Origin of the sequence: Psychrobacter immobilis (assembly GCF_904846235.1) — a bacterium.
In the GTDB taxonomy this organism is placed as follows: Bacteria; Pseudomonadota; Gammaproteobacteria; order Pseudomonadales; family Moraxellaceae; genus Psychrobacter; species Psychrobacter immobilis_C.
The window spans coordinates 24,592-40,129 of record NZ_CAJGZN010000014.1; the positions used below are offsets into that span (position 1 = coordinate 24,592).

Below are 15,538 nucleotides of genomic sequence, written 5' to 3' on the forward strand. Positions count from 1 at the left end.
TTAGTTGTTTTTTGACTTGTCTAATGAGGTAATAGGGGAGATGGGATAATCAGGTGTCGTCATTTGCTCAGTAGTTTTAGGCGACTTTATAGATTGACTGGCTTGCTGCTCGTTGATCTGTTGCTGATTGCGCTCTTTAACGGTATTGATGAGAGCAAATAGACGCTCAGCGTTCTCTTCTAGCTCATCCTCTAAGTGCTCATATTCTACAGTGGTTTGTAGCTGCTGAGTCGAGTTGTCGTTAGCGCTACGGCTATTTTTATAAGTATCATTTTTGGCAGTTTGAGATGTGTTGTTATTGCTCGCCCTGGTATTTGCCGTTTTATTACTTGACGTATCGAGATCTGGTGTATTAGTACTGGAATTTAGTGGGTTTTGATTTACGGTAGAAGCTAGCATATTAGCAGGTTGCTTGGGTGCCTTATCTTTCGCTATGCTGGCATCTTTTGATGCTTGCGCTACTTTCTGCGTAGGAGTTGTTATCGCTGGCAGGTCGGTTTTTTGCTTTGTTATCATGGTTTTTTTGTTATCATGGCGTTCAGTTGACTGGGTTACGTTGACTTGCGACGTATCATGCGATTGCGCTACAACGGGTGCAGGCTGAGTGTGATGAGTCGCTTGCTGAGTGTCAGTATCCAGCCTTTCATATAGGGTTACGTACAATACCAGTGCAACCATCAAATGTAGCAGTAGCGCCAATATTATAGCGGTGATGGTTCTATGTTTTGGCGTTTTTTCTAGCACTGGCATAAGCGATAAATCTCCATGAATATCAATAGATTGAATATTAACACACTATCCTTTTTTAATTGAGCCTGATGTTATGAGTGTGAATCGTTACCGTATTTTGAGCGCGCCTTGTTCAGTGCTGAGTATCAGCATGCTATTAGTATCGTCTATGACTGTCGCTGTGGCTGCTGATAACTCAGCAAAAGTAGTCATGCCTATGTCAGTAACAACACCATATGATGCTATATCGAACATAGCCATGAATGGTCATATTGATGGTCTGATTCGTCACGCAGTGGATAGTCATCCTTTGATAGGTTCGGCACGTGCTGAGCAGCAGGCGACGACAGAGAGTATCCGTGCTGCCAAGCTCAACTTGCTGCCAGCACCCACATTGTCATCAGGCTATGATCGTGACGATGGCATGGTCTCTCAGTTTCAGCTACGGCAGACATTATGGACGGGTGGCAAGCTTACTGCCAACGTCAATCAAGCACTTTTTGATGATAAAGCAGCCACAGAGTATATTTACGAGCAACAGAATCAAGTCGCCAAAACCACCATAGAGGCATGGCAGAGCTATATCACTGCTGTGTCTAAGCAGCAAGTCTATTATGATAATCTGCAACTGTTGGCAGAGTTTGAGGAGATGATGCAGCGCCGAGTCAATCAAGGTGTATCGGCGCGTATCGAGATGGATTTGGTGACCAATCGCATCTTACAAGAGCAAAACTCGTATCAAGCAGCAGTAGAGCAGCAGCGTATTGCTATCGCTCGATTAGAGCAAATCACAGGCCGTAAGCTGTCAGCAGCTGATCTGCCAGTGCCGAATATCGGTGAGCTTGTCAGCTATGCCAAAGGCTACTCTCAAACCTTTGAAAAAATGGCATTCGATCAGGCCAGCTTTTATAATCCTACTGTGGTAAAAGGGCATTATCAAGTTGAAGCGGCTAAGCAAGAAGTTAAGTCATTGCAGGCGGCGCGTTATCCGACTGTTTATGCACAGTACGAATACGACTATTATCATGATGAAAATAGAAACAACAATCAGAATAATAGTGAAGGTGAGTTTTCGGTAGGCTTAAGCTATGCTCCAGGAGCAGGCCTATCTAATTTGGCACTAGCCCGGGCATCAGCCTCACGAGTAAACAGCCTTTCACAGTCAAAAGAAGCGTCAAGACGACAAGTGCTTGAGACTATCCAAACCCAATATCAGCAGTTTGCTAGTGCTAAGGATCAAGAGCGCTCTTTGATCGCAGCAGTCGCAGGCGCACAGATTGTGGTGAGCTCTTATCGCCGCCAGTTCATTGCAGGGCGTAAATCTTGGCTTGAGGTACTGAACGCAGTGCGTGAGCATTCACAATATCAAGCACAACTGGTCGAGACCCGCGCGGCTATCATCGGTGCTTTTTATAAGCTGCAAGTGGATTTTGGCCTGATGTCGTGGCAGCAATATGATCAAAGCCGTCAGCCTGAGCCATTATTTAGTCCGCTAGACCCGGTAAAAAAATGGCTGACCCGTCAAGATGCTGCCAGACAGCAGTCTGATCAGGTCATCATTCAGCCGATCGTGATGAAAGAGGCGAGTAGTGACAACAAAGATGATACAGGTCTCGTCACTTATCCACTTAATGACCCCAACTATCCATAAATTTGTAGGATATATTTATCATGAGTACACCAGTTCCAGCTTCGAATGACGCTACATCTGACAGCGAGCTGATGGCAAATCCTACTTCGCAGTTATCGACGCCTGCCCCTGATGAGCAAATAAATGAGCAAGCGGCGCAATTGGCGGCAGCGTTACACACTTTGCTGACTCAGCAAGGCTATCCTATTGATAGTGTGCGCTTGCATGGGGTGCTGCATCAGCAGACAGAGCTTGTGACGCTGGCGAGTACTGTTAGGGTGCTGGAACAGTTGGGCATTGATCAGTTGCCAGAATCTTTACCAATACCCGATGCCGCATTTTTGCCATTGTTGGCTTTGCATCCTACGCAAGGATGGGGCGTGATTGAGCAGCAGACCCCGCAAGGGCTGTGGCAGTTTCGCCAGTCTAGGGGCAAGAGTGTGCATGCAAGCGAGGCTTTTAGCCAGTTATTGCGTGTGCGCTTAGGAGAGGAACCCAGCAAACGCAAGCAGCTGTCTTTTGATCAAATTCTCAAAAAAGACCTCAAAAACTACCGTGGCATTATTGTAGAGGCAGTTGTTGCCTCGTTTTTAATCAATATGTTGGCACTTGCCGTATCGCTGTTTTCGATGCAGGTCTATGATCGTGTGATTCCAACTCGTAGCGAATACACTTTGATTATTTTAGCGAGTGGGGTAGGTCTGGTCATCTTATTTGAAACTTTTATGAAGTTTGCCCGCTCCAAGATTATGGACAAAGTGGTGGTCAATCTCGACCAGTATTTATCACGTGAGGTTTTTCAGCGTCTATTAGGCGTGCGCATCGATCAGATGCCAGGGTCTGTGGGGTCTATGGCGGCGCAGCTGCGTGGATATGAGCAGGTTCGCAGTTTTTATACAGCAAGTACGTTGTTTGGCTTGGTCGATATACCGATGGCGATCATATTTGTAACCCTTATTATTATTATTGGTAATCCATTAGTCGCTTTAGTACCTATTGTTGCCGCCGTGGTGGCGATTGTACTAGGTCTTAGTGCACGCAAAAAAATCGACAGTATCGCCGCTGTGGGCGCGCAAGCCTCTTATCGCAAGACAGGTATCTTAGTAGAGACGGTAGAGGGCGTTGAAACGATTAAGGCCGGATCAGGCAACTGGAAGTTTTTGTCACGCTGGCTTGATGTGATGAACATCACCACCAAAAATGATTTGGATATGAAGCATGCCAATGACAACCTAAGTTACTTGTCACAGATGATACAACAGGTCAGCTATGTCGGTATTGTGATTGTGGGTTCTTTTGTAGTGATGTCAGGAGATATGACCATGGGTGGCTTGATCGCTTGCTCAATCTTAGGCGGTCGTATTTTAGCACCAGTGATGGGTATTCCTAATCTATTGGTACAGCACTCCTATGCCAAAGCTGCCAAACTTAATATAGAGCAGTTGTTCTCACTAGAGCAAGACAATCACGGTGTCAGTCACCCGTTATCGCCCAGTCATATCTCAGGTAATTTTGACTTAGAAAAAGTGATATTCAACTACCAAAATAATGATCAGCCCGCTTTAGCTATCAGTAGGCTACAGATTAAAGCAGGCGAGCGTATTGCTGTTTTAGGACCTATTGGTTCTGGCAAATCAACCCTATTAAAAGTATTGTCTGGATTATATGCGCCCACACAGGGCAGGGTATTGTTAGACGGGCTTGACATGCAGCAGATCAGTCGTGAGTCTTTGAGTGCGCAAGTAGGCTACCTACAACAGGATCATCGCCTTTTTGAGGGCACGCTACGAGAAAACCTATTGATCGGCTTACCAGCGCCTAGCGATGACGTTATGTATGATGCGTTGGTCAAGACGGGACTGATTAGACTAGTTGCCAGCCACTCTAGTGGTTTAGATCTGCCTATTAGTGAAGGAGGCAAGGGATTATCAGGAGGACAAAAACAGTTGGTTGCTTTTACACGCTTAGTATTAACCAAGCCTTCGGTGGTATTGATGGACGAGCCAACCGCCTCTATGGATAATCGGCAGGAAGCACAGTGTATCGATGTGTTGCATAAGCATTTTGGAGAAGATCATACTTTAATCGTGGCCACTCACAAAATGCCACTGCTGCAATTGGTTGATCGCATCATCATTATGGACAATCAACAAATCGTGATGGATGGGCCAAAATCAAAAGTGCTGGCCCAATTACAAAGCAATGAAGAGCGAAAACCTGCTCATAAAACCGCAGTAAAGGTCAGCCAACCAAAAACTCGTGTTATCAGTAAAAAAACCTCAAGTATTGAAGTGAAAGCTGATGATCAGTCTGATAAAGATGATAATGTAGGGCAAGCCAATGAATAATTACCAACATAAGTCTTATGATCCTAAAGTTGGACGTACCCGTATCATTATTTGGGGCGCTCTATTCGGTATCATTGTATTAGTTATTTGGGCTTATTTTGCAAAAATAGATCAGGTGACTCGAGCCACAGCAACTGTTATCGCTAGTGCTCGGACACAAGACATTCAAGCGGTTGAGGGTGGCGTATTGACTGATATCTTAGTCAAAGAAGGTGAAGACGTCACTAAAGGGCAACTGGTTGTTACCTTAGAAGAAGAGCGGGCACAAGCGGCAGTCGCCAATGCAAGCTCTAAAATAGCAGCCCTAAAAGCCAAGCTGGCTCGACTTGAAGCTGAAATATATGAGCGACCATTAACGTTTCCAGATGATATTTTGCAGTATGATGAATATATAAACAATCAAACGCAACTGTACAATCGCCGCCGCCGTGCTATCGAGCAGGATGTTAGTTCTTTACGAAAAATGATGGTATTGGCAAATCAAGAGCTGAGTATGAACGAGCCTTTACTTGCTCATGGAGATGTCAGTCAGGCTGATGTAATTAAGCTCCGTCGGCAAGTGGCAGAAATACAGGCGCAAATCACCAACAAACGCAATAAATACTTTGAAGAAGCGCAGTCGGAAATGACCAAGGCGCAAGAGGAGCTCAATACTGAGCTTGAGCAGCTGCGCGACTACTCGCAAGTATTGCAAGAAAAAAACCTATATGCCCCAACCGATGGTAAGGTAAATAACATCCTTATTACCACTATTGGCGGGGTCGTAAAGCCTGGTGAGATTATTATGGAAATATTGCCAACCAGTAGCGATCTCATCGTTGAGGCCAAGATTAGCCCAATGGATATTGCTTATGTGAAAGAAGGTCAGGTGGCTACTGTCAAGCTGGATGCCTATGATTATTCTATATTTGGTGCTATGAATGGCAATGTGGTTTATATCAGTCCCGATACTCTGATGGAGCAAACACCGAAAGGTGAAGAGCCGTATTATCGAGCGCAAATCAAAATTACGGGCGCCGAGTTTGAAGACCACCGTGACGAAATAGTCATTAAACCAGGTATGACAGCCTCAGTCGATATCAAAGCCAAAGAACGCTCGGTGCTGTCCTATATTACCAAGCCTATCACCAAAACATTCTCTGAAGGGTTAGGTGAGCGTTAAGACTTGTATAAAGCTTTAAGCAGATGCGTTTACCATATATCTGCTATATTTTATTGATAGTAGTTTTCAACACATTTAGATAACTATTGAGTGAATTGAAGACGCGCCCTAACCCTGCCGTCAATCCTGTAAACATAAACTTGAGAGATTTTAGGGTGTGTCCCTAATCTGGAAAAGTAAGTATAAAGGCTTTGAAATAAAGAGACTATTTCAAACATGGCTCTCTAAATTATGGCAAGAACAGTGCTTAATGATAATACATGGGAACAACTCCAAAGTAGCATGAAGGCTCATGGCTGTCATACTTGGAAAAACGACAGACAAGTCATGGAAGCCATATTGTTTAGATGTTTGCATGTCCAGTATCAATCCTGTTTGCCAATGAACGATAACCTGCGCTTTTAAGGTATGTTGTTTCTTCTTGCCACTATAGTAGTCTCTTTGGTTTTTTTTGGACGCTCAATTGGGGTTTCGGTGGCATCGACAATGACGACTGACCAATTGATGTCCTCATCGACGCGACTAGGCAACTTTTTAGGCAATTCAAACCTGCCAGAGTCAATCAGTATGTCTTCTACTTTACGAATGATACGGCTAGCAGAAGACTCATGAATACCAAAGTCCATACTGATATGATAAAGCGTGCGGTATTCACGCCAATAAGTCAGGGCGAGTAGTATCTGCTCCTTAAGACTGAGCACACTTGGTCTACCTGATTTGGTCTTAGATGCTTCATGCTCTTGCATGGCCTCAAGCATGTCATAAAAGGTGGCTTTATGAATGCCAGTGTAGCGTTTAAAACCAGCGTCACTTTGTTTGAGTAGCTTATCTATGTTTGGCATATCTATTAAGTAAGTAGAGTTCAATAATATACGTTGTGTCTTACAACTACTTTTGCAAGAGGTCTATTAGTTATATCGGCGAGGGCAGAAGATACGAACAGATTAGATTCATAATTCCTGGCTATGACAATGCATGGGTTTGCTTCGAGTTTGATAATGCAGGGTTTGATCGTCCAATTCTAGGAATTAAGTTCACTTCTGTAGAAGCCGCGAAAGCGTGTCCACATACAGAAGCTATGAAAACGGTACTGAATACGATGCTAACTGATAAAAAAGTGAGCTCTTCTGCTCAATGGCCTGCTTACTACTACTTTGATCCGCAAGATTGGAAAGGTTCGAGTGAGGCATGGTTAATAATAAATAAAGGCACGATGGCAGATAAAATTTTGGAAGAAATGGACACGGTGTTTCAGATTCTAGTAGATCACCATCTATTGAACGAAAAGCTCTAATTATAAATGAGTATAATCATGAAATATCAGCTCGACAACTCGCAAATAGATGATACCCCTTGTGCTGCTTTATATCGATCAAACACAGAGTGTTTTCCACCAGCTATCATTGGTTGTTTTGTTATGAACGATGAATGGAGTGAGCAGGCACTGTTTGAGCTAAAACAGAAAGTAAAGGCTGATATTTTAGTAGGCTTACAAACAGATGACTATAACCATGAGCACGATCATGAGGGCTTTGATATCGTAGAGGCAGTTATTAAGTGTCAGCCAGATAAAGTAAACGATGTCGTTGAACTGCTTAATGTAAGGTCTGCAAGTACGTTTATCGGCATAGATGTGATAGATGTTATACACTTGCTTGAGTGTGGCAATTCATTCCAGTTTGTTCATACAAGCGCTAAAGGTGAGCCTGAATCAGATATGGTAAAATCAGCGACACACAAGCTGATAAGTCAACTGGAAAAAGCACATGATACCAAAGGGGTGTTGATTGGCATGGAGAGCGAGCAAAGCTTACCAATAGAAGCTTTTGCTTACATAGGAGATGCTGTCGAAGGACTATTATCTAATACTGGTGAGTCTATATATTATCGATCAAGTATGACTGATGAGCCTAATTTTTTTCATTTAAAAGCGATATATATTGAGGATTGAATAGGCTATGTGATATCGCGACATAAATGGATATATATTTGGTCATACGGTAATCACCCCAAAAAATAATAACACTTAAAAGTAGAAACTAACTGCTAAAATACCAGCAGGAGATTTCGACATGAAAAAATCAAGATTTACCGACACCCAGATAGTTAATATACTCAAACAAGCAGAACAAGGCGTGCCTGTCAGTGACATACTGCGTGAGCACAATATAAGTCAGAGTACCTTCTACAAATGGAGGAGTAAATACGGCGGCATGGATGCTTCATTAATTACCCGTCTTAAAGAATTAGAAGCTGAGAACGCTCGCTTAAAGAAAATGTATGCTGAGGAAAGGCTTAAATCAGATATCTTACAGGATGCCATGTCAAAAAAGTGGTAGCGCCCTCTAGGCGCAAAGACTTAGCTAAATATTATGTTGATGATCGTAATATAAGCATCCGTCTAGCCTGTCTGATCTTTGATATCAGCACAACCTGCTATTACTATCAGCCAAAGACAGCGGATGAGAATGAGCAGATAGCTAAGCTATTGACTGACTTAACAAGCAGTCATAAAAATTGGGGTTTTAAGCTGTGCTTCTTATATCTAAGAAATGTACTGGGACTGCCTTATAACCATAAACGTGTTTATCGCATCTACCGTGAGCTTGAATTAAACCTTAGAATAAAGCCTAAACGCCGTATTAAACGAGACAAACCGCAAAAGCTTGCTGTGCCCACTTGCATCAATCAAAGCTGGAGTATGGACTTTATGCACGATGCCTTAACTGATGGTCGTGCTATTAGACTGTTTAATGTCATTGATGATCATAACCGTGAAGCATTAACCATAGAGGTTGATTTCTCACTACCGGCTCAAAGAGTGATACGCAGTTTAAACCAGCTTATAGAGCACCGAGGTAAGCCTAATCAAATCAGGTGTGATAATGGCCCTGAATATATCAGCAATGATTTAAAGGATTGGGCAACTAAGCAAGGTATCGTTATCGAATACATTGAGCCTGGCAATCCTCAGCAAAACGCTTATATTGAACGATTTAATAAGACAGTGCGTTATGACTGGCTTAATCAAGAACTGTTTGATAGTTTAGATCAAGTGCGGCACCAGGCTGAAGCTTGGCTGTATCACTATAATAACGAAAGACCCAATATGGGTAATGGTGGCTTTACGCCAATTCAGAAACTTAATATGGCAGCTTAGTTCTACTTATTTGGTGTTTTAAATTTGGGGGTATTTCCATCACGCTCAATAAAACGGCAGCTTGAGGAAATAATAATGGTTAATTTACCGAATGATGACAAAAGCTGTGGTTGGTATTCCGTATTGCCTGCGCCAGAACCTGCCAAAAAACTGGTTGGAACACAAAAAGTCGATTATGCGATTATTGGTGCAGGCTTTGCTGGCCTAGCGGCTGCAAGGCGATTGGCTGAGCTAAAGCCAGAAGCGCGTATTATATTGGTAGATGCGCAGCGTGTGGCAGAAGGGGCTTCAGGACGTAACTCAGGCTTTGTGATAGATTTACCACATAAGTTTTCATTAGAGCACCCAGATCCTGAGCTTAAGAAAAAGCTATTACACCTAAATAGAACCGCCATATCTCAGTTGCAAGGGTTGGTCGAACAGCACAACATCGATTGTCAGTGGTCGGCAGTAGGTAAGTACCAAGGCGCAGTTGGCGAACGTGGTGAAGAGCACCTAAATCATTTTGAGCATTTGATGAAAAATCTAGGGGAGCCTTATCACTGGGTAGAAAAAGCAGAGCTCAGTAGCGTTCTTGGAACCAATTATTATAGCCGTGCTATTTTTACGCCTGGTTCTTACCTCATGCAGCCTGCCGCTTTAGTACAAGGAATGGGTAACAATCTACCTGAGAATGTAGAACTGTTTGAAGAATCACCAATTACAGACATACAGAAATTAAATGGTAATTGGGTACTGACCAGTAATAAAGGAACAGTGATTACACCTAAGTTATTACTGGGCACCAGTATCTTTACGCGAGAGTTTGGCTATCTCAAAAATCGTTTATTACCCGTGATGACTTTTGCCAGTTGGACTCGTCCACTAACTGATGAAGAGATGAAGATATACAAAGGTGACTTAAACTGGGGATTAACACCAGCTGACCATGCTGGTACGACATTACGCATGACTGCGGATCGCCGCATCCTTATTCGTAATACCTACAAACATGTACCAAAATATGGCAAAAGCATCAGTAATGAAACACGCCAATGGGTTCAGACTGATCATCGAAAATCATTCTTAGCCCGTTATCCTGAGCTAGCAGGTGTGCCTTTAACTCATACATGGGGAGGTGTTTATGCCATTTCACGCAATTTTACGAACTTCTTTGGTGAGTTAGAAGATGGCGTGTATGCCAGCGCGTGTGACAACGGTGTTGGTGCGGCGTGGGGAACCATTTCTGGAACGCTACTCGCAGATCTGGTGGTAGGAGCAGACTCCCAAGATTTGCATGATATTCAATATGTGACTGATATGCCAAGCTTAAACCCACCAGAACCATTTTTAGGATTGGGGGTCAAGTTTCGCATCAATCTTGCAAAATGGCAAAGTCGCAGTGAACTATAGCAACCGCTAAGAGATGATCATGAGTGAAGTAAGATTAATAGACAGTAAGAACCTCGAATTTAGTGTACGTGGCGACTCTCCAGGCATGGCTTATGTGGCTAGGGCACTAACACCTGATGTTTCTCCAAATATGGGGATAGGTTTTGCTCGTTGGGAAGGTGCAGAGGTCTCATGGCAAGTACTCTACGATGAGGTTGTCTTTGTGATAGAAGGCTGCTTTGAGTTAACGGCTAATGGTCAAAAGTACGAAGTGCGTCCAGGACAGATGCTTTGGATTCCTGAAGGAACAGAGCTTATATACGGTGGTCATGCCTTGTTTGGCTATGTTGTGCACCCTGGTAACTGGAAAGAAATCCATGGATTGACATAAATATGATATTTAGGCATTAGGCCCTTTAAGTCTCATGATTTAAAGGGTTTTTTGTGTTTACATATAATAGTAAATATTAGTTTTAAAGATTATATAACACTGTTCGAACGGCAGTAGTCAAATTTCTTATACCTTGATTATTTATATTTTGAAACTGCTAAATTCCTCGATCATTTTTTCCATGACTTCTAGTGATATACTCTAGCTTTCAATGATTTTAGTTTACTATCTAATCTAAGGACTAGGTTAGATAAAATAGCGTCAGCTATTATGCAAATGACAAGCTAGGAGTGTCGATGAAAATCAAGCCATTACCACCGATGAATAGTCTCATTATGTTTGAAGTAGCAGCTCGCTACCAGAGCTTTACCCTAGCTGCTGATGAGCTAAACGTCACGCAAGGAGCAGTTAGTCGTCAGATACGCCAATTAGAAGAGTATCTTGGCAAAGAGTTGTTTATTCGAGCAAATCGTAAGATATCTTTATCGCCCACTGGATTACAGTATTATCAAAGCATTTATGGTGCGCTTATTAATATTGCCCAAGCGACTGGAGAAATCAAAAAATGGCGCGGTGAAAATCAAGTCACAGTAGCCACCACACATGCTATGGCAGCACTTTGGCTATTGCCCAAGGTTGCACGATTTCAGCAAGAAGAAGGCATAGACCTGAGAATACTAGCAACTGACAATGTTGTGGATTTGCATAGTATGGACTGCGATTTGGCTTTATTTTACTGTCGTGTACCACCTGCAGGAATGGAGGTAACCCCTCTATTTCCAGAAGAGGTCTTCCCTGTTTGTAGTCCAGATTATTTGGTACAGTTTAATAATGATAGATCGCTAGAGAAAATATTTGGTGGCACTTTACTAAATCTTGATGAAGCACGAACAGACTGGATGACTTGGCCTGAGTGGTTTAGTGAAGTAGGTTATCCTACTATTACTCCTAAAAACAAAGTCCATATTAATAATTACACGATGTTGCTTCAGGCAGCAATTAATGGTCAAGGTATTGCTTTGGCGTGGGGCTCACTGGTAGATGACTATCTAAAAAGTGGTGCCCTAGTACGCCCAGTGGATACCGTTTTACGTACTGCAGAAAACTTTTATATGTTAGAGCCTTTAGGTCGGCATAACACGTCAATGAGCGTGACCAAATTTCGGGAATGGTTACTACAACAGCTCCCAGAGATTGTAGGAACAGGAAGCCTGAATTAAAGACTAACTATTCTGTAGTATCAAGATTGTCTTTGATGGTATGAACCACAAACCTGTCAATAATTTAGCTAAAAGATATGTCGCTCAACGTGAGTATCACTCATTATCTATGAGCGATATTTTTTCATCTGTAATCAACATCATATGCACAAAAAATCGTAGTAGTGGTGAGTATTGCCATTTGTTCGTCTGCTCTCTAGGGTTTTGACTAGCAATACCGATATGGAGAGCATTTTTTGAATCATTAGATTGTTGTTTGATGTTTTGATAATCGGTAGTTGAGATATTTTTAATCAACAAGGATTCGTTGCTACTCATCAGCCAACGTTTCAAAGGCAGCAGTTTTTTGGCAATCTAGTTCTTCTAAAAAATAATTTAATATAAGAGCTACGACTCTAATGGCAGGATGGTTATCATTTCTTCTTAAAGTATGCAGCGTAGAAACTCAGCTCAGATGAAATAGGTATATTTTGCTATATCCTGGTATATTTTGGTATAAGTTACTGAAATTACTTAATATTTTCCAATAATTACTTGCAATTTCTGTAGATAATAGTAGATTAAATTATATAAGATTTCAGTAAGTATGATTGGATTTCACTATTTATGAAAAAGACTTACCTAAACGATATAAAGCAAAAAGAACTAAGTGTTCATAAAGCTAATATTGGCTACTATAAAATATTTAATCACCTTATTTTGCCTTACATGTTAAAGAGCGATATTGAATTTTGGACTCGAATTCAGTGTTCGCAAGTGTTTCAAGTGGAAAAGCAAGGTAGTAGAGGATATTTATTCTACGACAATTTTTTTATTCTGAATTATTGTCTCACTACCGATATACAAGATATCAGTATCTATGAATCCGAATTAAATTTTAGCGTCAGCAAAAAATTAACTGACTCTCAAATTAAGTCTTATGCTTTTAATGAGATAATATTTTTTATCACCAGATATAAGGGTGTATTAAATTTAGTTAACTGTTATCAGCAATTAAAGAGGCAGCTGTCTGAGGATGATTGTATAAGGGTGTTTAACAGTGTGAAATTAACGACAAAGGTATTTGTCAACTTAATTGGACTCTCAGAAGCCAGTTACTACAATTCGCACAAAAAAACTCCTTTAGAGGAGTCGTACGATGAATGAAGTTGAAATCGATTTTGCAATACAGCAGTTGCTACCGCATGGTATTTCGTACCACAACATAGATGAGCCCAAGCTGATTAAATCTATCTTTTATCATTACCATTCGAACACTCATCAGTGCTTAGACTTCAACGCTTTAGTTTCTACTCTTCCAAATTATGATAGACCCAGAAGAAATCATAAGAGAGCAGATATTCACTGGTTACTGGCCCTTATTAAACACAATTTTGAAGATTTAACTGACTATAATACTAACTATGCGCTGATTAGAGAATGGTTAGGGTTCGCCATTTATCTTAGTGTGTTATCACACATTCATCTAAACCCAATACAAGCCAAGAGCATATTAAAGAAATTTAAAATATATGGATATACACAAACTGCAGACTATCAGTGGTTTTGGAGTCATGATTTTTTTCAAACTATATTACCACTCTCAAGGCTAGAGTTTGACTCGCAATATTTACAAGCTTTAATAGATGACCTTAATGAGCGTGCTGAAGTACTAGCGAATGCACGGTGGGAACAAAACGATACTAACAACTATAAGAAACGTGCGCGTCAGATAGAGCAAATCCATCAAATAATAGAATGGGCCTACTATCCTGAAAGAAAACATAAACGAAGTAGTAAAAAAGACAAAGAGCAAAAAAAAGACAAAGAGCAAGCAGGGACGAGTGATAATAGCAACTCTAAGTCAGATAAACCTGACAAAATAAAAGACAAGCCTTGGCAAAATCTTAAAGCTGAACCTATACCCGTTAACGCGCAGCCTCATTTTTATGGGTTTTTCCATACTAACAAAGTGTCTGATCCTATTGATAATAATCCAATAGAATTAATACCTTTTTGTGAAAAACCATCTCTTTCTGAGGAAAGTGTTTCTGTTGAAGAGTTGGTAGATGCTTATAATTCAGATTATTTTTTCAGCTATTCACAGCCTGATCTCTCTAAACGTATCGCACCACTTCATAACTATGATGAATCGGTACAGCAAACCTACATGGCAGCGCATGATTTTGAGCTTGCTACTAATGTTCGCTATCTTTCAAAAATGAGCTGTCAGGCAGTGTTTAATCATTTAGTAACCTACAGCGAACAACCGGTAGCAGCTCTCCTGCTTTTTTCTCTGATCACTGGTTTACCTATCAAAACATTATTAATTCCTGATTTTTTTAGCAAAAGTACGTTGCTTGAGTACGATAACGAGCAGATATTTATTATGCATAGGTTAGGCGTAAGTGATAGGGCAGAGCTTAAGACTTCTTGTTTTGAAAATAAGTCAGATCTCATTTATCTACCACTACCTATAGGTTTGACCTGCAAGTTAGCAGAGGTTAGTGCATCAGAGCTAACGATGGAGAAGGTAAAAGAGTTTATTAAAGCCATGAAAAGTCAGCTGGAGATTGTTTATCTTACTGATACTCGCATATCAAAAATATTACATATGTATATCCGACGATTCACGCCATCGGGTAATGAGCATTATGCAGATTTAATTTGCCGTACACCTGCCTCTATCGCACCTGCAATTTATTACAGTAGCCATTCAAACGATGACATCGTTTCTGTTTATAAAGATTGTTTGAACTCATTAAGTGCAGGGTCAACTTACAATCTTGGCTACTTTGATAAGCCAGTACCACATTTCTCTACAGGTAGCATGCAGGTGCTAAATATTGAACATGTCAAAAACCTAGTCTTAGATTTAACGTTATGGGTTTCTAACAGTGAAACAGCATTTGAGCTGTTTAATCGATATAGTATCTATACATGGTATGCCATTTGTTTGTCGACAGGTATTCGAGCTAACAACGGCATTCCAGGTTCAGTCAATCAAATAGATGAAGAAATGGGCTGGTTGATCGTAGATGATAAGCCTAATCGTAGTAGTAAGACAGATCGATTAATACCTCTATGTGCAAGTGCCAAACAACTAATAATAGACTACAAAATTTTCTTACGAACATTCAGGATGACCTTTATTGAAAATAGAGAGTTATCTAATATTATCACTGAGACGCTAGATGATAATATTGAATCAACAGTTATTAATCTTTTAGAGTCTATGCACCAGTTAAATCCTATTAAACGTGGAGATATTACTAAAGCGACGCCTCATGAGCTAGATATTGATCCCTATTGGGTTCGGCATTTTGTGCGTACTCAGCTAGAGAGACTTAGCACCCCAATACCGCTGATCAATGCAATTATTGGCCACGAAAAGCGTGATCAAGAGGCGTTGAACAAGTATTCTTCAATCTCTAAGCAGCAGATCCATAAAGTAGGTCCTACTCTTGAAGTTATTGCACAAACTATTGGCATAAGATCATTAGCCTCTATCGTAGAAGAGCGCTTAAAACAACTGAGAGCTGATTAAC

12 protein-coding genes and 1 pseudogene are annotated in these 15,538 nt (G+C 41.1%); 11 read left to right on the top strand and 2 right to left on the bottom strand.

The features are described from left to right. Positions 1 to 750: a hypothetical protein gene (locus JMX07_RS10105; RefSeq protein ID WP_201607744.1), complete on the bottom strand. Its 750-nt coding sequence runs from the start codon at positions 748 to 750 to the stop codon at positions 1 to 3. A 73-nt stretch (positions 751 to 823) separates the two neighbouring features. Between JMX07_RS10105 and JMX07_RS10110 the strand changes: the two genes are divergently transcribed. The 4 genes and pseudogenes from JMX07_RS10110 to JMX07_RS10125 form a co-directional block, all read left to right on the top strand. After that, entirely contained in the window at positions 824 to 2,380 is a 1,557-nt protein-coding gene (locus JMX07_RS10110) for a TolC family protein (protein ID WP_320158005.1), read from the top strand. Between the two features lie 20 nt (positions 2,381 to 2,400). Then, the gene (locus JMX07_RS10115; protein WP_201607745.1) at positions 2,401 to 4,707 is read left to right on the top strand and encodes a type I secretion system permease/ATPase; all 2,307 of its coding nucleotides are present in this window, start codon (positions 2,401 to 2,403) and stop codon (positions 4,705 to 4,707) included. Continuing rightward, a complete protein-coding gene (locus tag JMX07_RS10120; protein WP_198335757.1) occupies positions 4,700 to 5,869 on the top strand; it encodes an HlyD family type I secretion periplasmic adaptor subunit in 1,170 nt (389 codons plus the stop codon). Before JMX07_RS10115 ends, JMX07_RS10120 begins: the two co-directional genes overlap by 8 nt. Before the next feature lie 231 nt (positions 5,870 to 6,100). Further along, positions 6,101 to 6,217 (top strand): annotated as a pseudogene (locus JMX07_RS10125) (IS5/IS1182 family transposase); the annotation flags it as partial. A 53-nt stretch (positions 6,218 to 6,270) separates the two neighbouring features. Here the strand turns inward: JMX07_RS10125 and JMX07_RS10130 are convergent. Then, complete coding sequence (locus tag JMX07_RS10130; RefSeq protein WP_201607746.1) at positions 6,271 to 6,711, bottom strand: transposase family protein; 441 nt, start codon at positions 6,709 to 6,711, stop codon at positions 6,271 to 6,273. Between the two features lie 236 nt (positions 6,712 to 6,947). On the opposite strand from JMX07_RS10130, the gene JMX07_RS10135 reads away from it, so the two are divergent. The 7 genes from JMX07_RS10135 (at position 6,948) to JMX07_RS10170 (ending at position 15,537) form a co-directional block, all read left to right on the top strand. Then, positions 6,948 to 7,163 carry a hypothetical protein gene (locus JMX07_RS10135; protein ID WP_201607747.1) on the top strand — a complete coding sequence of 72 codons (216 nt, stop codon included), beginning with the start codon at positions 6,948 to 6,950 and terminating at the stop codon, positions 7,161 to 7,163. Between the two features lie 18 nt (positions 7,164 to 7,181). After that, positions 7,182 to 7,820 carry a hypothetical protein gene (locus JMX07_RS10140; protein ID WP_201607748.1) on the top strand — a complete coding sequence of 213 codons (639 nt, stop codon included), beginning with the start codon at positions 7,182 to 7,184 and terminating at the stop codon, positions 7,818 to 7,820. 121 nt (positions 7,821 to 7,941) lie between these two features. After that, a protein-coding gene (locus tag JMX07_RS10145; protein ID WP_201607751.1) for an IS3 family transposase occupies positions 7,942 to 9,029 on the top strand; the annotation gives its coding sequence in 2 pieces (ribosomal slippage) (positions 7,942 to 8,194 and positions 8,194 to 9,029; 1,089 coding nt in all). Between the two features lie 75 nt (positions 9,030 to 9,104). Beyond that, entirely contained in the window at positions 9,105 to 10,421 is a 1,317-nt protein-coding gene (locus tag JMX07_RS10150; protein WP_201607754.1) for an NAD(P)/FAD-dependent oxidoreductase, read from the top strand. Between the two features lie 19 nt (positions 10,422 to 10,440). Then, entirely contained in the window at positions 10,441 to 10,791 is a 351-nt protein-coding gene (locus JMX07_RS10155) for a cupin domain-containing protein (RefSeq protein WP_201607756.1), read from the top strand. Between the two features lie 296 nt (positions 10,792 to 11,087). Further along, positions 11,088 to 12,011, top strand: coding sequence for a LysR substrate-binding domain-containing protein (locus JMX07_RS10160; RefSeq protein ID WP_201607757.1), 924 nt, complete (start codon positions 11,088 to 11,090; stop codon positions 12,009 to 12,011). Between the two features lie 1,138 nt (positions 12,012 to 13,149). Then, complete coding sequence (locus JMX07_RS10170) at positions 13,150 to 15,537, top strand: site-specific integrase (protein ID WP_201607759.1); 2,388 nt, start codon at positions 13,150 to 13,152, stop codon at positions 15,535 to 15,537. Position 15,538: the final 1 nt, after the last annotated feature.

What these genes read in the sequence shown, in the direction of transcription:
- JMX07_RS10105 (WP_201607744.1), bottom strand. Translation starts at nt 750, where the DNA reads ATGCCAGTGCTAGAAAAAACGCCAAAACATAGAACCATCACCGCTATA.
- JMX07_RS10110 (WP_320158005.1), top strand. Translation starts at nt 824, where the DNA reads ATGAGTGTGAATCGTTACCGTATTTTGAGCGCGCCTTGTTCAGTGCTG.
- JMX07_RS10115 (WP_201607745.1), top strand. Translation starts at nt 2,401, where the DNA reads ATGAGTACACCAGTTCCAGCTTCGAATGACGCTACATCTGACAGCGAG.
- JMX07_RS10120 (WP_198335757.1), top strand. Translation starts at nt 4,700, where the DNA reads ATGAATAATTACCAACATAAGTCTTATGATCCTAAAGTTGGACGTACC.
- JMX07_RS10130 (WP_201607746.1), bottom strand. Translation starts at nt 6,711, where the DNA reads ATGCCAAACATAGATAAGCTACTCAAACAAAGTGACGCTGGTTTTAAA.
- JMX07_RS10135 (WP_201607747.1), top strand. Translation starts at nt 6,948, where the DNA reads ATGAAAACGGTACTGAATACGATGCTAACTGATAAAAAAGTGAGCTCT.
- JMX07_RS10140 (WP_201607748.1), top strand. Translation starts at nt 7,182, where the DNA reads ATGAAATATCAGCTCGACAACTCGCAAATAGATGATACCCCTTGTGCT.
- JMX07_RS10150 (WP_201607754.1), top strand. Translation starts at nt 9,105, where the DNA reads ATGGTTAATTTACCGAATGATGACAAAAGCTGTGGTTGGTATTCCGTA.
- JMX07_RS10155 (WP_201607756.1), top strand. Translation starts at nt 10,441, where the DNA reads ATGAGTGAAGTAAGATTAATAGACAGTAAGAACCTCGAATTTAGTGTA.
- JMX07_RS10160 (WP_201607757.1), top strand. Translation starts at nt 11,088, where the DNA reads ATGAAAATCAAGCCATTACCACCGATGAATAGTCTCATTATGTTTGAA.
- JMX07_RS10170 (WP_201607759.1), top strand. Translation starts at nt 13,150, where the DNA reads ATGAATGAAGTTGAAATCGATTTTGCAATACAGCAGTTGCTACCGCAT.